Genomic DNA, 21925 nt, shown 5'->3' on the forward strand with positions numbered 1-21925 from the left:
ACCGGAACCATGACCCTGCTTGCCTCCCAACTCAACGCCCGTTCCGCCGACTTCCAGGCCAATGCCGCCGCCATGCGCGCGCTGGTCGACGACCTCCATGTGCAATTGGCCAAGGCCGCTGCCGGTGGCGGCGAAGCGGCCCGTGCCAAACATGTGGCGCGCGGCAAGCTGCTGCCGCGCGACCGGGTGCAACGGCTGCTCGACCCCGGCACGCCGTTTCTGGAAGTCGCGCCGCTGGCCGCGCTGGGCATGTACCACGGTGACGCGCCCTGTGCCGGCCTGATCGCCGGCATAGGCCGCGTCAGCGGCGTCGACTGCATGATTGTCTGCAACGACGCCACCGTCAAAGGCGGCACCTACTACCCGCTCACCGTTAAAAAACATTTGCGCGCGCAGGAGATCGCGCAGCAAAACTGCCTGCCCTGCATCTACCTGGTGGACTCGGGCGGCGCCAACCTGCCGAACCAGGACGAGGTGTTCCCCGACCGCGACCACTTTGGCCGCATCTTCTTCAACCAGGCCAACATGAGCGCGCAGGGCATTGCGCAGATCGCCGTGGTCATGGGCTCCTGCACCGCCGGCGGCGCCTATGTGCCGGCCATGAGCGATGAATCCATCATCGTGAAGAACCAGGGAACGATTTTTCTGGGCGGTCCGCCGCTGGTGAAGGCCGCCACGGGCGAAGTGGTCAGCGCCGAAGACCTGGGCGGTGGCGACGTGCACACCCGGCTGTCGGGCGTGGCCGACCATCTGGCGCAGAACGATCTGCATGCGCTGGCGCTGGCCCGTGCCTCCGTCAGGAATTTGAATAAAAACAAGGCCTCTGCCCAGGCGGTGCGGGCGCCGGTAGCTCCCAAATTTGTAGCGAAAGAGCTGTATGGCGTGATTCCGACCGACACGCGCAAACCCTTCGACGTGCGCGAAATCATTGCCCGCATCGTCGATGGCAGCGAGTTTGACGAGTTCAAGGCGCGCTACGGCACCACGCTGGTCTGCGGCTTCGCGCATATCGAAGGCATGCCGGTCGGCATCATTGCCAACAACGGCATCTTGTTCAGCGAGTCGGCGCTCAAGGCCACGCACTTCATCGAGCTGTGCTGCCAGCGCAAGATTCCGCTGGTGTTTTTGCAGAACATCACCGGCTTCATGGTGGGCCGCAAGTACGAAAACGAAGGCATTGCCCGCAACGGCGCCAAGATGGTGACGGCCGTGGCGACGGCGGCCGTTCCCAAGTTCACCATCATCATTGGCGGCAGTTTTGGCGCCGGCAACTACGGCATGTGCGGCCGCGCCTATTCGCCGCGCTTTCTCTGGATGTGGCCGAATGCCCGCATCAGCGTGATGGGCGGCGACCAGGCGGCCGGCGTGCTCGCCACCGTCAAGCGCGACGGCATTGAGGCCAAGGGCGGCGTCTGGAGCGCCGAGGAAGAAGAAGCCTTCAAGGCCCCGATTCGCCAGCAGTATGAACACCAGGGCCACCCCTACTACGCCTCCGCGCGGCTCTGGGACGACGGCGTGATCGACCCGGCCGACACCCGCCGCGTGCTGGCGCTGGGGTTGAGCGCTGCGCAGAATGCGCCCATCCCCGAGACGAAATTTGGCCTGTTCCGGATGTAAGCCATGAACTACCTTCAACTCACTGTGCAGGCGGGCGTGGCGACGCTGCTGCTCAATCGTCCCGATGTACGCAATGCCTTCAATGACGAGGTGATTGCCGAATTCACGCAGGCCTTTGGCGGGCTGGGCGGCCGTGACGACGTGCGCTGCGTGGTGCTGGCGGCCGCGGGCCAGGCTTTCTGTGCAGGCGCCGACCTGAACTGGATGCGCCGCATGGCGGACTACAGCCATGCCGAGAACCTGGCCGACGCGGCGCAGCTGGCCGAGATGCTGCGCGTGATTTACGAATGCCCCAAACCGACCATTGCCCGTATCCAGGGCGATGTGTATGCCGGCGGCATGGGGCTGGTCGCAGTCTGCGACATGGCCGTGAGTGTCGACACGGCGAACTATTGCCTGAGTGAGGTCAAGCTGGGCCTGATCCCCGCCACCATCAGCCCTTATGTGATCCGCGCCATGGGCGCGCGGGCGGCGCACCGCTATTTTTTGACGGCAGAGCGCTTCAGCGCCCTGGAGGCGCAGCGGATCGGCTTTGTGCATGAGTTGGTGAGCGTCGATCAGCTCGATGCCAGGGTGGCCGAGATCGCGCAGGCGCTGGTCAATGCCAGCCCCGCAGCGGTCAAGGCCTGCAAGCAGCTGGTGCAGGACGTGGCCGGGCGCGACATCTCGGCCGAGCTGATAGCCGGTACGGTGCAGGGCATTGCCGACATCCGCTCCAGCGAGCAGGGCCGGGAAGGCGTGCAGTCCTTTCTGCAAAAACGCAAACCGTCATGGCTCGGAGGCTGAGATGAGCCCGCACATGAGCGCCGCGCAGCACACGAAGTGGCAAGCGTGGGGAGCGTCATGAATGCTCTTGATACCGCGCAACTGATCGCCCTGGCCGGCGCTTTGGGCTGGGCCAGTGGCGTGCGGCTCTACCTGGTGGTGTTCCTCACGGGGCTGGCGGGCTATCTGGGCTGGGTGCCCCTGCCGCAAGGCCTGCAGGTACTGGCCAACCCGGTGGTGCTGGGCGTCAGCGGCTTCATGGTCTTCGTGGAGTTTTTTGCCGACAAGATTCCGGGGCTGGATTCGCTCTGGGATGTGGTGCACACCGTGATCCGCATTCCGGCCGGCGCGGCGCTGGCGGCGGGCGTCTTCGGTGCTGACCATGGCGTGATGGCGCTGGTTGCCGCGCTGCTGGGCGGCACGCTGGCCGCCACCAGTTTCACCGCCAAGGCCACCACCCGCGCGGCCATCAACACCTCGCCCGAACCGTTCAGCAACATAGGCGCGTCTCTGCTTGAAGATGGCGCGGTGCCTGCGGGCCTGTGGCTGGCCCTTGCGCACCCCTTTGTTTTTATCGCCGTGCTGGCGCTGGTGCTGGTGCTCAGCGTCTGGCTGATCCGTATTTGCTGGCGATTTTTAACACAGCTGTTTGCCCGCGTGGCACGCATTTTCAGCGGCAAGCCGGACCCCGGCCCGTCGCCGGCTTTTACCCTGAAATCTCCTTTTTCAAAGAGCGACCCTCATGTTTAAAAAAATACTGATTGCAAACCGCGGTGACCAGCGGCAACGCCGCGCAGCAGCGAAGCTAAATTGCATGGCACGCGAAGCGTGCGCAGGCGGTTTCAACGCGGAGACCAACCATGTTTAAAAAGATACTGATCGCAAACCGCGGTGAAATCGCCTGCCGTGTCGCGGCGACCGCCCGGCGCATGGCCGTCAAAACCGTTGCGGTGTATTCGGATGCCGATGCGAATGCCAAGCATGTCGGCTTTTGCGATGAATCGGTTCACATTGGCGGCAGCGCCCCCAAAGACAGCTACCTGCGCTGGGAGCGCATTATTGAAGCGGCGAAAGCCACGGGTGCGCAGGCGATTCATCCGGGCTACGGCTTTCTGAGCGAAAACGAGGAGTTCGCCCAGGCCTGTGCCAGCGCGGGCCTGGTCTTCATCGGCCCGCCGGCCTCCGCCATCAAGGCCATGGGCCTGAAAGCCGAGTCCAAGCAGCTGATGGAAAAGGCCGGCGTGCCGCTGGTGCCGGGCTACCACGGCGCGGACCAGGACCCGGTGCTGCTCAGGCATGAGGCCGACCGTATCGGCTACCCGGTGCTGATCAAGGCCAGCGCCGGCGGCGGCGGCAAGGGCATGCGCGCGGTCGACAAGTCTGAAGACTTTGACGCCGCGCTGGCCTCCTGCAAGCGCGAGGCCATCAACAGCTTTGGCGACGACGCGGTGCTGATCGAGAAATACGTGCAGCGCCCGCGCCATATCGAGATCCAGGTGTTTGGCGACACGCACGGCAACTACGTCTACCTGTTCGAGCGCGACTGTTCGGTGCAGCGCCGCCACCAGAAGGTGCTGGAAGAGGCGCCGGCGCCCGGCATGACGCCCGAAATGCGCCAGCAGATGGGCCTGGCCGCCGTGGCGGCGGCGCGTGCCGTGCACTATGTGGGCGCGGGCACGGTGGAGTTCATCGTCGAGCAGCGCGAGGGCGGGGCACCAAGCGCCGCGCCGGGCCGCCCCAAGCAAGCGAGCGCCCCCTCGGGGGGCAGCGAGGACGCGTCAGCGCCGAGCGCGGGGGCCCACATGTCTTTTTTCTTCATGGAGATGAACACCCGGCTACAGGTCGAGCACCCGGTGACCGAAGCCATCACAGGCCTCGATCTGGTGGAATGGCAGTTGCGTGTGGCCTCGGGCGAGAAGCTGCCGCTGGCGCAAGAGCAGTTGCGCATCAACGGCCACGCGATCGAGGCGCGTATCTGCGCCGAGAATCCCGAGAACAACTTTTTGCCCGCCACCGGCACGCTGCATGTGTACCAGAAGCCGAACTGCACCAGCTTTGAGCGCGCGAACTTGAGCAACACGGGTGTTGCGGTCCGCATCGACGACGGCGTGCGCGAAGGCGACGCCATTTCGCCTTTCTACGATTCCATGGTGGCCAAGCTGATCGTGCATGGGCAGACGCGGGAAGAGGCGCTGGCCCGGCTCGACGAGGCGCTGGCGCAGACCCATATCGTCGGGCTGAACACCAATGTGCAGTTCTTGCGCTACGTGGTGCGCAGTCCTTCCTTTGCCCGGGCCAACCTGGACACGGCCTTGATTCAGCGCGAAGAGGCGGTGCTGTTCAAGCAGGAGCCGCTCGGGCTGGCCCTGGCGGCAGCTAGCGCGATTGCCCAGGCGCTGCTCGCGGAGAAAGCGGCCGAAGGCGTCGACCCCTTCAGCCGCCGCGATGGCTGGCAAACGCATGGCGTGACGCGGCGGCCATTCGAGTTCGAGTTTCAGGGCAAGTCCGCCAAAGCCAGCCTGAGCTATCAGCATGATGGTGCTTTGCACCTGGACGTTGATGGCGTGTCGGGGCCGCTGGTTTTCGCGCAAGGCGCGCAGGGCATAGACATCCGGTTTTCGGGTCAGCGGCTCACCGCAGCGGTTTATACCCAGGGCGAGGTGGACCATGTGTTTGCCGCGCGCGGCGCCACCCAGATCACGGCCATTGATTTGCTGGCCCACGCCGGCGAAGCCCATGCGGAGGGCGGCCGCCTGACCGCGCCCATGCCGGGTAAAGTGGTGTCCTTTGCCGTCAAGGCGGGCGACAAGGTCAGCAAGGGCCAGCCGCTGGCGGTGATGGAAGCCATGAAAATGGAGCATACGATTGCCGCACCCGCCGACGGCGTGGTGCAGGAGTTGCTGTATGCACCGGGCGACCAGGTGAGCGAGGGTTCCGAACTGCTCAAAATAGCGGTCTGAAATTTGATGGACGAATTGAATGCGCATTACTTTTTGCTGTACCGATACCAAGGCCCAGCCCTGGCTGGAGGGCCTGCAGGCCGCATTGCCAGGGGCGGTGGTAGAGCTGTGGGCTGCGGGTTCGGCGCCCGCTGACTACGCGGTGGTCTGGGCGCCGCCCCAGCAGTTTTTTGACGAACAAACAGGGCTGAAGGGCATTTTCAATATCGGTGCCGGTGTCGATGCCCTGATGAAGCTGCGCCTGCCACCCGGGGTTCCTGTCGTCAGGCTGGACGACGCCGGCATGTCGGTGCAGATGGCCGAGTATGTCTGCCATGCGGTGATTCGCCATTTCCGGGAATTCGACGCCTATGAAGCAGATTCGGCCCGGGGCCGCTGGTCTTACCGCAAGCCGCGCCGGCGTGCGGACTTCCCGGTCGGCGTGATGGGCCTGGGCGTGCTGGGTGAGCGCGTCAGCCGGGCGCTGGCGCAGTTTGACTTTCCCGTGCTGGGCTGGAGCCGGTCCGCCAAAGTGTTTGACGGTGTGCGCTGCTATTCAGGCGAGGCCGGCTTTCAGGATTTTCTGGCCGCCACCCGCATTCTGGTGTGCCTGCTGCCGCTCACGCCTGAGACCGAAGGCATCATGCGGCAGGCGACGCTGGCCAGGCTGTTGCCCGGTGCTTATGTGATCAATGTGGCGCGCGGCGGCCATCTGGTCGATGAGGACCTGATCGCGCTGCTCGATAGCGGGCATCTGGCGGGCGCGACCCTCGATGTGTTCCGCACCGAACCCTTGCCGGCGGTGCATCCCTTCTGGGCGCATCCCAAAATTACCGTCACGCCGCACACCTCGGCCCGGACCCTGCGCGATGAAAGCATTGCCCAGATCGCCGGAAAGATCGATGCGCTACACAAGGGCGCGCCGATTGCCAGCCTTGCCGGTGTGGTTGACCTTAAACAAGGATACTGAACACATGAACTTACCTGCCAAAGTCAAACTCGTTGACGTGGGCCCGCGCGACGGCTTGCAAAACGAGAAAGCCGCGGTACCGGCGGCCGTGAAGATTGAACTGGTGCACCGCCTGCAGGATGCCGGGCTCACTGAAATCGAGGTCACCAGTTTTGTCTCGCCGAAGTGGGTGCCGCAAATGGCGGACAACGCAGAGGTGATGGCCGGCATACGACGCAAGCCGGGCGTGCGCTATTCGGTGCTGACGCCCAACATGAAGGGCTTTGAGGCCGCGATCGCGCCGGCGCGTGCGTTGTGGCCCGACGAGATCGTGGTGTTCGGCGCGGCCAGCGAAGCCTTCAGCCAGCGCAACATCAACTGCTCCATCGCCGAAAGCATCGAGCGCTTTCGGCCGGTGGTGGCGGCGGCCAAGGCCCACAACATTTATGTGCGCGGCGCCATTTCATGCAGCGTTGGCTGCCCATATGAAGGCGAGATTCCACCCGAGCGCGTGGAGCTCGTCGCGCGGCTCATGAAGGAAATCGGCGTGCAGCACATCGGCGTGGCCGATACGATTGGCGTGGGCACGCCGCTCAAGGTGCAGCGCGCCATGGAGGCTGCGCTCAGGCACTACGCCATCGACGATGTGTCGGGCCATTTTCACGACACCTATGGGCAGGCGCTGGCCAACACCCTGGCCGCGCTGGAAATGGGCATCTGGCAGTTTGATACCTCGTCAGCGGGGCTGGGCGGCTGCCCCTACGCCAAGGGCGCGACCGGCAATGTGGCGAGCGAAGACGTGGTCTACCTGCTGCAGGGCATGGGCATTGAAACCGGCATTGATCTGGACAAGCTGATCGACGCCGGCAAGTTCATCAGTGATTTTCTGGAGCGCAAACCCAATTCCCGGGCCGCGACGGCCCTGCTGAACAAGAGGGCAGGTTGAGATGTGTGGATCCGAACTTCTGGCCCTGCCCGACGGTGTAAGGCGGGTCGCCAGCGCGCTCCAGGCCCTGGGCCATCCGCATGCGCCCGTCATGCTCGACAATGCCGCACGCACCGCGCAGCAGGCGGCGGACGCGCTGGGGGTGGCCGTGGGCCAGATTGCCAAGAGCATTATTTTTCGCCGCAAATCCGATGATGCGGCCGTGCTGATCGTGACCTCAGGCGACCAGCGCGTGGACGAGAAAAAAGTGGAGGCCCTGGTCTGCCCTGACGGCAAACGGCTGGGGCGTGCCGATGCGGAATTTGTCAAGGCCCGCACCGGCTTCTCGATTGGCGGCGTTTCACCGCTCGCCCATGCCACCCCCTCGGTGACGCTGATTGACCAGTCGCTGTTTCGCTTTGATGACATCTGGGCCGCGGCCGGGCATCCCCATGGCGTATTCCGGCTGTCGCCGCAAGAACTGCAGCAGCTGACCGGTGCGCCGGTGGCTGACCTGGCGGTGGCTGTGGACGAGGAAAAACTGGCTTTGCAGCGTGCCATCACTTTGGTTTCCTTGCGCGCTCAAACGGTGAGCGCTGCCGCCGATGTGCCGTCGCCCTGCATCTCTGTTTGCCGCATGAGCGCCGCGAGCGGCTTGTGCGAAGGGTGCTACCGCACGCGTGACGAGATCGCGGCCTGGAGCGGCGCGGATGATGACGCCAAGCGGGCCATCTGGCGCGCCATTGAAACGCGCATGGCGGCCATGCCATCATGACGGTCACGGGTCATCTCCCGCCGCAGGCGGCCGCGTCGTCGGGCACAAGCGGCATGAAGTACATCCGCTTTTATTTCGACTTCCTCTCGCCCTATGCCTACCTGGCGTTTGAGCAACTACCGCAAGCCCTGGGCGGTTTGAGTTACAGCGTGCGCTACATGCCCGTGCTGTTCGCCGCCATGCTCAAGCAGCACGGCCAGTTGGGCCCCGCGGAGATCGCCCCCAAGCGTGATTGGACCTACCGTCAGGTGCTGTGGCTGGCACACAGCCAGGGCATTCCCCTGCAGTTGCCGGCCAGTCACCCCTTCAACCCCTTGCCTCTTTTGCGACTGGCGCTGGCATGCGCGCCCGAAGCGGAGCCAGGCGCACCCAGCCGCTATGTGTGTGAAAGCATTTTTCGCCACGTCTGGCGTGGTGGTGCCGAGGCGGCCGATGTGCAACGTTTCGAGTCGCTGGTTCAGCAGCTGGCTCCGCAGCAGGCGCCGCAGAATATGCCGGATGTGCAGGGCCGCATGCAGGGTGAGGCGGTCAAGGCCCAACTGAAAAAAAATACCGAAGAGGCCATGACGCAGGGGGCTTTTGGCGTGCCCGCTTTTGCGGTTGACGACAAACTCTTCTGGGGGCTGGACTCGCTGCCCATGCTGCGCGCTTACCTGCTGGATGACCCCTGGTTCAGCGGGCCGGACTGGAATGGCGTCAGCCAGGTGATCTCGGGTATGACACGCCGGCGCTAGGGTCTGCTCACGCTAAAACGCATCTTCCGTTTTAGCGTGAACAGACCCTAGGCGTTTTCCCTGATGCGCTTCGCATGCTGAAAAGCCTTCCAAGGGTTTCCCCTTGACTTGTCAGTCCCGCATAAGTTTCGCGCAAGCTCCTGTTATTTTCGTGTCAGAGCTAGGTCAGGGATGACCAAAATAATGAGTTCAGCTTTCATCTCGGAAGCACTCATATTTTGGAGACAAGACATCATGTCAACAGCCGTCGACAACAGACCCATGACATCGGAGCAGAAGAAAGTCATCTTCGCTTCATCGCTGGGCACCGTATTTGAGTGGTACGACTTTTACCTTTACGGATCACTGGCCGCGATCATTGCCAAGCAGTTTTTCAGCGGACTGGACTCGGGCTCGGCCTTCATTTTTGCACTGCTGGCTTTCGCCGCCGGTTTCATCGTGCGTCCGTTCGGCGCACTGGTGTTCGGGCGCCTGGGGGACATGATCGGCCGCAAGTACACCTTCCTGGTCACCATCGTGATCATGGGCTTGTCGACCTTCATCGTGGGCTTGCTGCCCAGCTATGCATCCATTGGCGTCGCGGCGCCCGTGATCCTGATTGCACTGCGCATGCTGCAGGGCCTGGCGCTCGGTGGTGAGTATGGTGGTGCCGCGACCTACGTGGCCGAGCATGCGCCGCACGGCAAGCGCGGCGCCTACACCTCCTGGATCCAGACCACGGCGACCATGGGCCTGTTCCTGAGCCTGCTGGTGATCCTGGGTGTGCGTACCGCCACCGGCGAAGCGGCGTTTGCCGACTGGGGCTGGCGCGTTCCTTTCGTCGTGTCCATCCTGCTGCTGGCGGTGTCTGTGTACATCCGCCTTTCCATGAACGAATCGCCTGCCTTCCAGAAGATGAAGGCAGAGGGCAAGACGTCCAAGGCGCCGCTGTCCGAGTCTTTCGGCCAATGGAAAAACCTGAAGATCGTGATTCTGGCCCTGATCGGCTTGACCGCCGGCCAGGCCGTGGTCTGGTATTCCGGCCAGTTCTATGCACTGTTTTTCCTGACCCAGGCGCTCAAGGTGGACGGTCCTACGGCCAACATTCTGGTGGCCTATTCGCTGATTCTGGGGACGCCGTTCTTCGTCATCTTCGGTGTCCTGTCCGACAAGATCGGCCGCAAGCCCATCATCATGGCGGGCTGCCTGCTGGCCGTTGTGACCTACTTCCCTGTGTTCGGCGCGCTGACCAAGGCGGCCAATCCGGATCTGGCCGCAGCACAGGCCAAGAACCAGGTGATAGTGAGCGCCGATCCAAAAGAGTGCTCGTTCCAGTTCAACCCAACGGGCACGTCCAAGTTCACCAGTTCCTGCGACATTGCCAAGCAGGTGCTGGCCGGTGCGTCGGTGAGCTACGACAACGCCGTAGCGCCCGCAGGTACGGTGGCCACGATCAAGATTGGTGAATCCACCATTCCAAGCTACAGCGCCAAGGGCCTGAGCGCGGACGATGCCAAGAAGAAGGACACCGAGTTCAAGAAGCTGGTCGCTGACGACCTGAAGGCGGCCGGCTACCCCAGCAAGGCGGACCCCGCCAAGATGGACAAGGTCGCGGTGACGGCCATCCTGTTTTATCTGGTGGTGCTCGTCACCATGGTGTACGGCCCGATTGCCGCCATGCTGGTTGAACTGTTCCCTACCCGCATCCGCTACACCTCCATGAGCCTGCCTTATCACATCGGTAACGGCTGGTTCGGCGGCCTGCTGCCAACAACGGCCTTTGCCATCGTTGCGCAGACCGGCAATATGTACAACGGCCTGTGGTACCCGATCATCATTGCCGGTGTCACCGTCGTGATCGGCACCTTGTTCATCAAGGAGACCAAGGACGTTGACATTTACGCCAACGACTGATTGGCATTTTGGCAACGCGGGCGGTGACCGCCCGCGTTGACCCTGAGGTCCTTATCAAGGCCTTGTCAAAGTTTGCAGGCCCTCGTCATCATGTGCCGGGGGCTTTTTTTTGGGGGGGAGAAAAAAGATGTGGAAACTGGTGGTGGGATTCATCGTGTTTGCGGGGCTTGCGCTGTTGATGCTGAACAGGGGCGGTGATATTGAAATGGGGGGCGAAAAGCATGGGGCCTTGCCCGTGCCGGCTGCCCTCGTGGCGGGCGTTGCAAGCGGCGCGGCGACCTGAGTCCGGGTTTTCTCCCGGCTTGTCAGGCGTCGCTGTGCGTCGCGTGAGTTTTGGCAAGTGAAGCCATCCAGGCGGATGCCGAAAAATGGGTTAAATTGGGGCGGGGGCGAAAAAACAAAATACACCGTCGTCTCTGCACCATGACACCATGCCGTGGGCCACGTCCACAGCGCATTTAATGGAGACAAGCCAATGACTTTCACCAAGACGGCGCTGGGGCAAACCGCTTTGCAGAACCGTTCTCTTGCCTTGACGCCAAGACAGCGCTCGGCATTCATCATGTTTGACGGCAAGCGCAGTACCGAAGAGGTGCTCAAGGCAACCGCCGGATTGGGGGTGACGACGGACGATGTGAATCACCTGGTGACGCTGGGTCTGCTGGCGGGCACGGCCGCAGCGGTGCCAGAGCCGGGTCCTGCCTCCGCGCCAGGCCTTGCTGGCGAGTCCCGCCTGAGTGCGCAAGAGCATTACTCAAAGGCCTATCCCATTGCCACCCGGCTCACTGCGGAGCTGGGTCTGCGTGGCTTCCGGCTTAACCTGGCGGTTGAAGCCGCCGGTGACCTGGTCAAGCTGCGGGAACTGGCGCCGAAAATCAAGGAGGCCGTCGGCCCCGAGAAATTCAGGGCGCTTGAACACGCCCTGTATTCCTGAACGTCACGGCGAGGTATGGCTCAGCGTGATGCGCCTGCTTCACGCCTGACCGCGGCAGGGCTTCGGGCCAGCGCCGCTCAGCGCTTGAATTTTCCGTCGGTGCCAATGATGGACAGGTCGGCAAAATCCAGTCCGGTGTGATGGTCGGGACTGTAGCTCACTTCAAGTCCGCCGATATCCAGTTTGCGAATGCCTTCCAGCGCTGCCTGGATTTTTTCGCGGCTGGGCTTGGCGCCGGCGCGGCGCAGGCCCTCAACCAGCACCTTGGCGGCCGCAAAGCCCTCCAGCATGGCCGGACTCACCTCGTTCTGTCCTTTGGCCTTGGCCAGTTCCAGGGCTTCCTTCACCATGGGGTAGGAAATAGAGCGTTCGTAGGGAAAGACTTGCGTGACGATCACGCCACGCCCGTTTTCGCCCAGGTTCTTCACAAAGCCACTTGACGCGTTGTTGGACAGGGTCACGACCTGTGCGGTGGAGCCGGCTGCGCGGAAGGCCTTGATGCCATCCACCACGGCCTGGCCTGACGCCACCATGATGATGGCCTGCGCGTTGGACTGGTAAACCTTGGGTGCGATAGCGCTGTAATCGGGCTTGGAGCGGTCAAACTTTTCCTGCACGACCGCTTGCAGCTTGGCGGTCGCCAGTCCTTTTTGCGCGCCAGTCACGCCATCAGCGCCGAAGCTGTCGTCCGCATAGACAATGGCGATCCGGCTGATGCCCATGGAGTTCAGGTGGGTCACGGCTTTTTCAGCTTCGCGCTGGTAGGTCGCGCGCACATTGAAAATATGCTTTTTCACGGGCTGGTGCAGCACCATGGCGCCGGTGGATGGGCCTATGAGCGGCACGCCATATTTGTCGAGCAGTGGAATCATCGCTTCGGTGTGAGGTGTGCCGCGGGTCAGGAACATCGCCACCACGTTTTGCTCTTCAATCAGCTTGCGCGCATTTTCGGCCGCCAGCTTGGGCTCGAACTTGTCGTCCAGGGAGATCAACTCGATTTTTTGTCCCCCGACGCCCCCCTTGGCATTGATGGCCTCTATGTAGAGTTTCGCGCCGTCCGTGGTTTCCTTCACACCGGCGCTCACGGGGCCCGTGAATCCTGCGGTTTGACCAATCACGATCTGGGCCTGGCTGGTGTGGCCCAGCATGGCCATCATGAAGGCCGCGCACCACAAATTCGATTTCTTCACACTTGTCTCCATAAGTTCAACTCAGGCCGCAAGTGGATCATGAAGCGGGGTGCGTGAGGAGCCGGGAAAACCATCATGGCGGCTCGGCACGGCGCTTTAACCCCACCGCCCGGCATCCGCAGCACGACTGTCTAGAATGTTTGACCTCTTCAGGAAAGACCCAACCGATGTCCCAGGGAACCATCCGCATTCGCGGCGCGCGTCAGCACAACCTCAAAAACCTTGATCTGGACATCCGTACCGGCGAAATGACGGTGGTGACAGGCCCCAGCGGCTCGGGCAAGTCCTCGCTGGTGTTTGACACGCTGTTCGCCGAAGGCCAGCGCCGTTACGTGGAGACCTTCTCCGCTTACGCCCGCCAGTTTCTGGACCGCATGGACAAGCCGGCGGTGGACAAGGTCGAGGGCGTGCCGCCCGCCATTGCGATTGACCAGACCAACCCGGTGCGCAGTTCACGCTCCACCGTGGGCACCATGACGGAGCTCAACGACCACCTGAAGCTGCTGTATGCCCGCGCGGCCCAGCTGTTCGACAAACAGACGGCGCAAGCGGTTCGGCATGACAGTCCCGAGTCGATTTATGCCGACCTGATGGCACGCACTGTGGAGGGTGATCCCAGAACGGTGATGACGTTTCCGGTGGAGTTGCCGGGAAATACCAGCGCCGAGCAACTCGAGCAATGGCTCTCTGCCAGCGGCTTCACGCGCGTGCATGCCGAGCGGGAAGTGGCGGCCCGACAATTTTCCGCCGGGCCGCCCCAAGGAAAATTAGCCCCCTCGGGGGGCAGCAAAGCACACGCAGTGGCAAGCGTGGGGGCCATTAAGCTGCTGGATGTGGTGGCGGACCGTTTTCGCCTGCACACTGCTGAAAAGGTGCGCGTCATTGAGGCGATTGAAACTTCGCTGAAGCACGGTGGCGGACGCCTCAATGTGTATGTGCAGCGCGGTGAAGGCGGCGACAGCGCAGGGCCGCCCCAAGCCGAGCCAGCCCCCCTGGGGGGCAGCGCATTACACGAAGTGAAAAGCGTGGGGGCTAACAATAGCCAGCCCGACGAGATGTGGCGCTTTTCAACCGGCCTGCATTGCCCCGACAGCGACCTGCGCTACACCGACCCCACGCCGTCGCTGTTTTCCTTCAACTCGGCCATGGGCGCCTGTGAAACCTGCCGCGGCTTTGGTCGCGTCATCGGCGTGGATTATGGGCTGGTCATTCCCAATGAAAAACTCACCTTGCGCATGGGCGCCATCAAGCCCATGCAGACGCCGGCGTGGAAAGAAGCGCAGGACGATTTGATGCGCCACGCCGAGGCCGCCGGCATTCCGCGTGACACGCCCTGGTACAAACTCACCGCGGAGCAGCAGGCCTGGGTCATCAACGGTTCGCCGAGCTGGAACGGCAAGTGGAACCAGCACTGGTTTGGCATCAAGCGCTTCTTTGAATACCTGGAAAGCAAGGCCTACAAGATGCACATTCGTGTGCTGCTGTCCAAGTACCGCAGCTACACGCCCTGCGAAACCTGTGGCAGCGCGCGCCTCAAGCTCGAGCCCCTGCTCTGGCGCCTCGGCTCGAAAGAGGCCGCCGATTCAGTGCTGCCGCCCGACCGGCGCTTCATGCCGGTGGGCGTTCAGTGGCGCCGCGAGCAACTCGAGGCCCTGCCGGGCTTGTGCGTGCATGACCTGATGCAGCTGCCCATAGACCGGCTGGCAAAATTCTTCAGCCGCCTGTCGCTCGATGTGATGGGCGACGACGCCGAGAAGCAGGCCCTGAAATCGCTGTTCGAGGAAATCAGAACGCGCGTGAAATACCTCTGCGACGTCGGCATTGGCTACCTCACGCTGGATCGCCAGAGCCGCACCTTGTCGGGCGGGGAGGTGCAGCGCATCAACCTGACCACGGCGCTGGGCACCTCGCTGGTCAATACCCTCTTCGTGCTGGACGAGCCTTCGATCGGCCTGCACCCGCGCGACATGAACCGCATCACGCAGGCCATGCACCGGCTGCGCGACGCCGGCAACACGCTGGTGGTGGTCGAACACGACCCCGCGGTAATGCTGGCGGCCGACCGCATGATAGACATGGGCCCCGGCCCGGGCGTGAAGGGCGGCCAGATTGTGTTTGACGGCACGCCCGAAGATCTCAAGCATGCCGATACGCTGACCGGCGCCTACCTGGGCGCCCGCAAGCAGGTCGGCATGGGCTTCAAGCGCGCGGTGACCGACAACACGCCGCGTTTGATTCTGGAGGGCGCGCGCGACCACAACCTGAAAAACCTGACGGTGGAATTTCCATTGCAGCGCCTGGTTTGCGTGACCGGGGTCAGCGGTTCCGGCAAGTCCACGCTGATGCAGGATATTCTGGCGCCCGCATTGTTGCGTCAGTTTGGCAAGGCCACGGAGACGCCGGGCCTGCATGACCGGCTGATGGGCGCCGACCACTTGACCGATGTGGTGTTTGTCGACCAGTCGCCGATAGGCAAGACGGCGCGCTCCAACCCCGCCAGCTATGTGGGCGCCTGGGACGCCGTGCGTGAACTGTTTGCGCTGGCGCCGCTGGCCAGGCAGCGCAGCTACACCGCCTCGAAGTTCAGTTTCAACAATGGCGACGGGCGTTGCCCGACCTGCGGCGGCTCCGGCTTTGAGCATGTCGAAATGCAGTTTTTGAGCGACGTGTACCTGCGCTGCCCGGATTGCGACGGCAAGCGTTACCGCGCGGAAATCCTGGAAGTCACGATTGAGCGCCAGGCCATAGGCCAGCCCAAGCCGGTGCTGCTCAACGTGTCCGACGTGCTGGAGCTGACCGTGAGCGAGGCCGTTCAGCTGTTCGCGCAAGACCGCGAGGTGGTGCGTGCGCTGCAGCCGATTGTGGATGTGGGCCTGGAGTATGTGAAGCTGGGCCAGCCCGTGCCCACGCTGTCGGGCGGCGAGGCGCAGCGGCTCAAGCTGGCGGGCTTTCTGGCCAATGCCAGTAAAACGGCCAGCGCCAGCAAACAGGCGCTGGCACTCAGGTATCCAAATCGCGGCACACTTTTCCTGTTTGACGAGCCCACCACCGGCCTGCATTTTGACGACATCGCCAAGCTCATGCGGGCGCTGCGCAAGCTGCTGGAAGCGGGCCACTCGCTGATCATCATCGAGCACAACCTTGATGTGATCCGTTCGGCCGACTGGCTGATAGACCTGGGGCCTGAAGGTGGCGAAGCGGGCGGCCTGCTGGTGGCGCAAGGCACGCCTGAAGAAGTGAGGCTGCATCCCGGTTCGCACACGGCGCAGGCGCTGCGCGAGTACGAGCAGGCCATGGGCCGGGTGCATGGCGTGGAAGAGGCGCGGCCCAAGGCCTGGGCCACGCGGCCGGCCTTTTCCAACCTGATCCAGATCGTCAACGCCAAGGAACACAACCTCAAGAGCCTGTCGGTCGATATTCCGCGCGGCAAGTTCAATGTGGTGACCGGCGTGTCCGGCTCGGGCAAGTCCACGCTGGCCTTTGACATCCTGTTCAACGAAGGGCAGCGGCGCTACCTGGAGTCGCTCAACGCCTATGCGCGCAGCATCGTGCAGCCGGCCGGCCGGCCCGAGGTCGATGCGGTGTACGGCATTCCGCCCACCGTGGCGATCGAGCAGCGCCTGTCGCGCGGCGGGCGCAAGTCCACCGTCGGCACCACCACCGAGGTCTGGCATTTCCTGCGCCTGCTCTACGTCAAGCTGGGCATCCAGCATTGCACCAAAGACGGCGCGGCGGTGATGCCGCAAAGCCCGGAAAGCATTGCGGCGCAGCTGCTGAAAACCTACCGCGGCCAGCACATCGGCCTGCTGGCGCCCCTGGTGATCAACCGCAAGGGCGTGTACACCGAGCTGGCCGACTGGGCGCGGCCGCGCGGCTACACGCATTTGCGCATTGACGGCGAGTTTTTGCCGACCACCGGCTTCCCGCGCATTGACCGTTTCAAGGAACACACGGTCGAACTGCCGGTGACTGATCTCCATGTCAGGCCAGAGAACGAAGCCGCGCTGCGTTCTGCGCTGGCCACCGCGCTGGAGCATGGCAAGGGCGTGCTGCATGTGCTGGCGCCGCTGGACGGCCTGCAGGCCGCCATGCAGGCCGGCAGCAGCACCAAGGGCATTGGCCGGCTGGAGGCCTTTTCCACCAAGCGGGCCTGCCCGGTCTGCTCGACTTCCTACCCTGAACTGGACCCGCGGCTCTTCAGCTACAACAGCAAGCATGGCTGGTGCCCGGACTGCGTGGGCACCGGGGTCAAGCTCACCAGGGAACAGCGCAAGGTCTTTGACGATTCGGTGCTGGGCGACGACAACAAGGGGCGTGAGCAGAGCTTCGAAGAACCCGATGCCGATGACGTGACCGACGCGGTCTGCCCGGGCTGCGAGGGCACACGCCTCAACGCGCAGGCGCGCGCCGTGAAGTTTGCCGGGGTGGGCATTTCCGACATTGCCCGCCTGTCGGTGACGGACGTGCGCCGCTGGGCGGAAACCCTGGCGCTTGCCGGCCGCGAAGCCGGCATCGCCCGCGACCTGATTCCCGAGATCAAGAGCCGCCTGGAGTTTCTGGAGGATGTGGGACTGGGCTATTTGACGCTGGACCGTGGCGCGCCCACGCTGTCGGGCGGCGAGGCCCAGCGCATCCGGCTGGCAGCGCAGCTGGGCTCCAACCTGCAGGGCGTTTGCTATGTGCTGGACGAGCCCACGATAGGGCTGCACCCGCGCGACAACCAGATTCTGCTGCGTGCCCTGGGCAAGCTCAGCGAGCGCGGCAACACGCTGGTGGTGGTGGAGCATGACGAGGACACCATACGCCGCGCCGACAACATCATCGACATAGGCCCCGGCGCCGGCAAACGCGGCGGGCAACTGGTCGCGCAGGGCACGGCGGCGCAGTTGTCTGCGGTGCCTGAGTCGCTGACGGGTCGCTACTTGGCGCAGCCGCTGATTCATCCGCTGCACGCACGCCGCGAAACGGAGCAGCCCCTCACCCCAGCCCTCTCCCCAAAGGGGCGAGGGAGCGAAACGGGCTTGCCCCCTCTCCCTCTGGGAGAGGGCGGGGGTGAGGGCGCTCCCCTCAAGCCCTTGGGCAAACAAAAGCAGGCTGCGCTCAAAGCCGCGGCATTGAAAGCGGCCGCAGCAAGCGCCAGCGCGCTGCACAACGCAGCACCCGCTGCCGCAAGCAAATTCACATCATGGCTCAATGTCGTCAATGCCGACATGCACAACCTCAAGGAGGTCTCTGTCACCGTGCCGCTGTACCGGCTGGTGGCGGTCACGGGTGTCTCGGGCTCGGGCAAATCCACGCTGGCGCGGGATGTGTTGTTGACGAACGTGCATGCCGGCGTCACGCTGCGCTCGACCAAGGCCGGGCGTGAAGCCGACGACGCGGGCCGGCGCCCGGCGTGGACGGGCTGCGAGCGCATAGAGGGCTACGAGGTGGTGGACCGCGTGCTGGAGGTCGACCAGACGCCGATTGGCAAAACGCCGCGCTCCTGCCCGGCCACCTACATCGGCTTCTGGGACACGATACGCAAGCTGTTTGCCGACACCCTGGAAGCGCGCGCGCGCGGCTACGCGGCCGGGCGGTTTTCGTTCAACACCGGCGAGGGGCGCTGCCCGACCTGCGAGGGCGCGGGCGTGCGCACCATAGGCATGAGCTTTCTGCCCGACGTGAAGGTGCTGTGCGAAACCTGCCACGGCGCGCGCTTCAACCCGGAAACGCTGGCCGTGACCTGGCGCGGCAAAAACATTGGCGACGTGCTGAAGATGGAAGTGGACGAGGCGGTCGATTTCTTCGCTTCCATGCCCAACATAGGCCACCCGCTGCAGCTGCTCAAGGATGTGGGCCTGGGTTACCTCACGCTGGGCCAGCCCTCACCGACGCTGTCGGGCGGCGAGGCGCAGCGCATCAAGCTGGTGACCGAACTCAGCAAGGTGCGCGACGACATCACGCGGCGCGGCCAGAAGGCGCCGCACACGCTGTATGTGCTGGACGAGCCCACGGTGGGCCTGCACATGGCCGACGTCGAGAAGCTGATCCACGTGCTGCACCGGCTGGTCAACGGCGGCCACAGCGTGGTGGTGATAGAGCACGACCTGGACGTGATTGCCGAGGCCGACTGGGTGATTGACCTGGGGCCGGACGGCGGCAATGCCGGTGGCCAGGTCGTCGCATCGGCGCCGCCGGAAGCCGTGGTGACGCTGGGCACGCACACCGGCCAGGCGCTCGCGCCGGTGCTGGCGCGGGTTTAGGCGTACGTTGTTGCTATTGAAACGATAGTAGATTGCGCCCGATTTGTTTGGGCTGAGGGCCAATTTCAGTGCTTTTCCGGAAGCTTGTAGGCCTGCAACGCGTGATTTGGAGACTCTGGGTATTGAAAAGCCAGTTTGCCCGCCTGAACCATGGCTGACAGGTGCTTGTTGCGCAGGTATTTGAGGTCCTTGCCCAGCAAGGTGGCAAGTTCTTCGCCCCGCAGCGGTTGCCACCCGCACAAATCACGGATGAGCTGGCGTAAGGCTGTTGCACCCATCCGCTGACCCAGGGCGGGCAACCTTTCCGCCAGTTCTGGCGGCAAAGGTGGTAAGTCCCGCTTACCACCTTCGGACCTCTGCTTACCACCTTCAGGCAGTTGGTTACCACCTTCAGGTGTCTGCGCATCACCTTCGAGCGGCAATTTCCCCTGCTGTGGGTGCCTGTTGGCCACCTCCACAGGGTTTGCCAGGGTGTAGTGCGTGCGGCTGCCTGCTCCTTGTTTTTCTAGCAACCCCCGGTCTCGCAGGCGGCGCAGCAGGCTGCTGGCTTGCAGGGTGTCTAGCTCAGAAAAATCGCGGCAAGCGGTGTTGTCCACCACACCGGTTTCGCGTGCGTAAATCAGCGCCTTGGCTTCTTCGGCTGATAACGTGTCGCCTGCCAGCGCTTTTAGCCACGCGTAGTCTTCTTCGGTCAGTAGGTGGTGCAAAAACAGCGTGACCTTGAACTCGTTTTTTTGTCGATCAGACGCAAAGTCTGGTAGTGGCAGCCCTGCGTCATCTGCCAGCCGGCGCATGGTACGTATGCCAGAGCCTTTGGTTTCGGCCCAGTTGATTTCGTGCAGCACGGCGGCAATGGCGGGATTGCGCAGCCGCGAACCCGGCGTGCCCAGGCTGGCCATGTCTTTCAAGGAAAAGCCGGGGTTAATAACCTCAAGCCGATTGCTGTAGCGCACGATCTGGATGGGGCTGTGGTCCTGGTAGCTGCGGCAACCCCGGCGGCCAAGTCGTCGCATCGGCGCCGCCGGAAGCGGTGGTGACACTGGGCACCCACACCGGCCAGGCGCTCGCGCCGGTGCTGGCGCGGGTTTAGTGATGGTGTTGATGCTATCAAATGAATAGCAATCTGCGCTCATGTTGATTGGGCCATGGCCTTAAAAGGCTTGAAGGTCCGGCTGACGCGGGCGCGACAGGGCTTCAGGTGTTGCCCTGATGTGGCGGGGGCTTGCGTGGCGCATGATGGCGCTTCGCAAGCTGCGACATTATTCCTGGAGACTCTTATGCAACGCCGCCATTTATTGCAATCCGCCGCCGCACTGGCGGCCCCAGCCTTGGCCTCTTTCGGCGTGGCGCAGGCCCAAAGCTTCCCGTCCCGGCCTATCAAACTCCTCGTCGCCTTTCCGGCCGGCGGGCCGACCGACATCACCATGCGCTCGCTGGCCGACAACGCCTCGAAAATCCTCGGCCAGCCGGTGATTGTGGAAAACAAGCCCGGCGCCGGTGGCACGCTGCCGGCGCAGCAGCTGCAAAGCGCGCAGGCAGACGGCTACACCGTCGCCCAGATCCCGCTGGGCGTGTTCCGGCTGGGCTACACCACCAAGATCAACTGGAACCCGGTCAAGGACATCAGCTACATCATCAATGTGACCGGCTACGCCTTCGGCATCGTGGTGCCGGCCGAAAGCCCGTTCAAGACCTGGGCCGACTTTGTCGCCTATGCCAAGGCCAACCCTGGCAAGCTGACCTATGGCTCCACCGGCACGCTGACCAGCCCGCACCTGACGACGGAGCTTATCGCGCAGAAGGCGGGCATCGAGCTGCAGCACGTGCCTTACAAGGGCAGCGCCGACCTGATGCTGGCGCTGGTCAGCGGGCAACTGATGGCCGGCGCCGACAGCACCGGCTTTGCGCCGCAGGTCGAGGCCGGCAAGCTGCGCGTGCTCAACACCTGGGGCGAAAAGCGGCTGGACAAATTCCCCAACGCGCCCACGCTGAAGGAGCTGGGCTACGACATCGTGCAGAACTCGCCCTTCGGCATAGGCGCGCCCAAGGGCACGCCGCCGGACGTCGTCAAGCGGCTGCACGATGCCTTCAAGAAGGCGATGGAGGAACCCAGCTATGTCGCAGTGCTGGCCCGCTACGACATGCTGCCCAACTACATGGGCTCGGCGGACTACACGAAGTTTGCGCAGGACACCGTGGGCCGTGAGAAAGTGCTGATCGACAAGCTGGGGCTGAATAAATAGCACACCCCTATCGGGCTCACTGCGTGTAGCCCTTTTCCCCTTGCAGGGGACGGCGCCTGCGGCCCGGCTAAGCCGGTTCCGCGGCCCCCGCTGATCAGGCAGAGCCGTTCGGGTTTGCCAGCACGAACAGCTCGTCGGCCAGCTGGTCGGCCAGGCCCGGCTGGACGCCGGAGCCAAAAATCAACCGATAGATGATGGGGGCCATCATGTGGTCCAGCACCTGCTGCACGCTGGGTGCGGCGTCGCCGCGCGCCTGGGCCCGATTCACCAGCACGGTGGCTTCGGCGCGGCGGTTTTTCAGGCAGTTGGTGTCTTCCGAGCCGGCCAGCGCGGCCGCAGCCTTCAGCAGCGAGGTGTTGCCGGCCTTGTTGAGGTGGGTGATCAGCTCCCGGGCCCAGGCCGCGAGCTCGCCTTTCAAGTCCCCCGTCTCGGGCAGGGGGCGGCTCGGGTCCAGCCGCTGTGTCGCGGTTTCGCCCAGCAGGCCGTTCACGTCGCCCCAGCGCCGGTAAATGCTGGAGGCGCTGACGCCGGCGCGCTCCGCTACGGCCGGCACGGTGACCTTGTCGCGGCCTTCCTGGGCAATCAGTTCTTCCAGCGCCTTGCGCACCACGGTTTGCACCTGGGCGCTGCGGCCGCCGGGGCGTTTGATCTGGGGTGTCAGGGGGGTGTTCATGCGTTGATTTTAGCTTAAAGCAACGATGTTTGCGTTAATTTTA

The 21925-nt window shown here is 63.6% G+C and carries 16 protein-coding genes; 13 read left to right on the top strand and 3 right to left on the bottom strand.

The features are described from left to right. Positions 1 to 9 precede the first annotated feature (9 nt). The 11 genes from PJE01S_RS18220 to PJE01S_RS18265 all read left to right on the top strand — a co-directional run bounded on the left by PJE01S_RS18220 (position 10) and on the right by PJE01S_RS18265 (position 11531). Positions 10 to 1617, top strand: coding sequence for a carboxyl transferase domain-containing protein (locus PJE01S_RS18220; RefSeq protein WP_068835068.1), 1608 nt, complete (start codon positions 10 to 12; stop codon positions 1615 to 1617). 3 nt (positions 1618 to 1620) lie between these two features. Continuing rightward, the gene (locus tag PJE01S_RS18225; protein ID WP_068835069.1) at positions 1621 to 2403 is read left to right on the top strand and encodes an enoyl-CoA hydratase/isomerase family protein; all 783 of its coding nucleotides are present in this window, start codon (positions 1621 to 1623) and stop codon (positions 2401 to 2403) included. A gap of 57 nt (positions 2404 to 2460) precedes the next feature. Next, on the top strand, positions 2461 to 3132 hold the full coding sequence (locus PJE01S_RS18230; protein WP_068835070.1) for a DUF4126 domain-containing protein: 672 nt from the start codon (positions 2461 to 2463) through the stop codon (positions 3130 to 3132). 110 nt (positions 3133 to 3242) lie between these two features. Beyond that, the gene (locus PJE01S_RS18235) at positions 3243 to 5342 is read left to right on the top strand and encodes an acetyl-CoA carboxylase biotin carboxylase subunit (RefSeq protein WP_068835071.1); all 2100 of its coding nucleotides are present in this window, start codon (positions 3243 to 3245) and stop codon (positions 5340 to 5342) included. 19 nt (positions 5343 to 5361) lie between these two features. Next, positions 5362 to 6291 (top strand): 2-hydroxyacid dehydrogenase, encoded by a 930-nt coding sequence (locus tag PJE01S_RS18240; RefSeq protein ID WP_068835072.1) that lies wholly within the window; start codon positions 5362 to 5364, stop codon positions 6289 to 6291. Positions 6292 to 6295: 4 nt separating this feature from the next. Beyond that, positions 6296 to 7216, top strand: a complete 921-nt coding sequence (locus PJE01S_RS18245) for a hydroxymethylglutaryl-CoA lyase (protein WP_068835073.1) — start codon at positions 6296 to 6298, stop codon at positions 7214 to 7216. 1 nt (position 7217) lies between these two features. Beyond that, positions 7218 to 7970 carry a YbaK/EbsC family protein gene (locus PJE01S_RS18250; RefSeq protein ID WP_068835074.1) on the top strand — a complete coding sequence of 251 codons (753 nt, stop codon included), beginning with the start codon at positions 7218 to 7220 and terminating at the stop codon, positions 7968 to 7970. 53 nt (positions 7971 to 8023) lie between these two features. After that, positions 8024 to 8704 carry a 2-hydroxychromene-2-carboxylate isomerase gene (locus tag PJE01S_RS18255; protein ID WP_068835101.1) on the top strand — a complete coding sequence of 227 codons (681 nt, stop codon included), beginning with the start codon at positions 8024 to 8026 and terminating at the stop codon, positions 8702 to 8704. 234 nt (positions 8705 to 8938) lie between these two features. Beyond that, positions 8939 to 10597, top strand: a complete 1659-nt coding sequence (locus PJE01S_RS18260; RefSeq protein WP_068835075.1) for an MFS transporter — start codon at positions 8939 to 8941, stop codon at positions 10595 to 10597. Positions 10598 to 10724: 127 nt separating this feature from the next. Beyond that, positions 10725 to 10880, top strand: a complete 156-nt coding sequence (locus PJE01S_RS25590) for a hypothetical protein (protein WP_169804398.1) — start codon at positions 10725 to 10727, stop codon at positions 10878 to 10880. A 192-nt stretch (positions 10881 to 11072) separates the two neighbouring features. Further along, positions 11073 to 11531, top strand: a complete 459-nt coding sequence (locus PJE01S_RS18265; RefSeq protein WP_068835076.1) for a hypothetical protein — start codon at positions 11073 to 11075, stop codon at positions 11529 to 11531. 77 nt (positions 11532 to 11608) lie between these two features. Here the strand turns inward: PJE01S_RS18265 and PJE01S_RS18270 are convergent, their stop codons facing one another. Further along, positions 11609 to 12688 carry an ABC transporter substrate-binding protein gene (locus PJE01S_RS18270; protein ID WP_157090383.1) on the bottom strand — a complete coding sequence of 360 codons (1080 nt, stop codon included), beginning with the start codon at positions 12686 to 12688 and terminating at the stop codon, positions 11609 to 11611. Between the two features lie 200 nt (positions 12689 to 12888). Between PJE01S_RS18270 and uvrA the strand changes: the two genes are divergently transcribed. Further along, positions 12889 to 18966 (top strand): excinuclease ABC subunit UvrA, encoded by a 6078-nt coding sequence (gene uvrA, locus PJE01S_RS18275; RefSeq protein ID WP_068835078.1) that lies wholly within the window; start codon positions 12889 to 12891, stop codon positions 18964 to 18966. A gap of 65 nt (positions 18967 to 19031) precedes the next feature. Here the strand turns inward: uvrA and PJE01S_RS18280 are convergent, their stop codons facing one another. Further along, positions 19032 to 19979, bottom strand: coding sequence for an ATP-binding protein (locus PJE01S_RS18280; RefSeq protein ID WP_245660840.1), 948 nt, complete (start codon positions 19977 to 19979; stop codon positions 19032 to 19034). Between the two features lie 264 nt (positions 19980 to 20243). Here PJE01S_RS18280 and PJE01S_RS18285 point away from each other — a divergent pair, with 264 nt between their 5' ends. Continuing rightward, on the top strand, positions 20244 to 21209 hold the full coding sequence (locus tag PJE01S_RS18285) for a Bug family tripartite tricarboxylate transporter substrate binding protein (RefSeq protein ID WP_068835080.1): 966 nt from the start codon (positions 20244 to 20246) through the stop codon (positions 21207 to 21209). 94 nt (positions 21210 to 21303) lie between these two features. On the opposite strand, the gene PJE01S_RS18290 is transcribed toward PJE01S_RS18285, so the two are convergent. Further along, positions 21304 to 21882: a TetR/AcrR family transcriptional regulator gene (locus PJE01S_RS18290; RefSeq protein WP_068835081.1), complete on the bottom strand. Its 579-nt coding sequence runs from the start codon at positions 21880 to 21882 to the stop codon at positions 21304 to 21306. Positions 21883 to 21925 lie beyond the last annotated feature (43 nt).

Source organism: Polaromonas jejuensis NBRC 106434, from assembly GCF_001598235.1.
In the GTDB taxonomy this organism is placed as follows: Bacteria; Pseudomonadota; Gammaproteobacteria; order Burkholderiales; family Burkholderiaceae_C; genus Polaromonas; species Polaromonas jejuensis.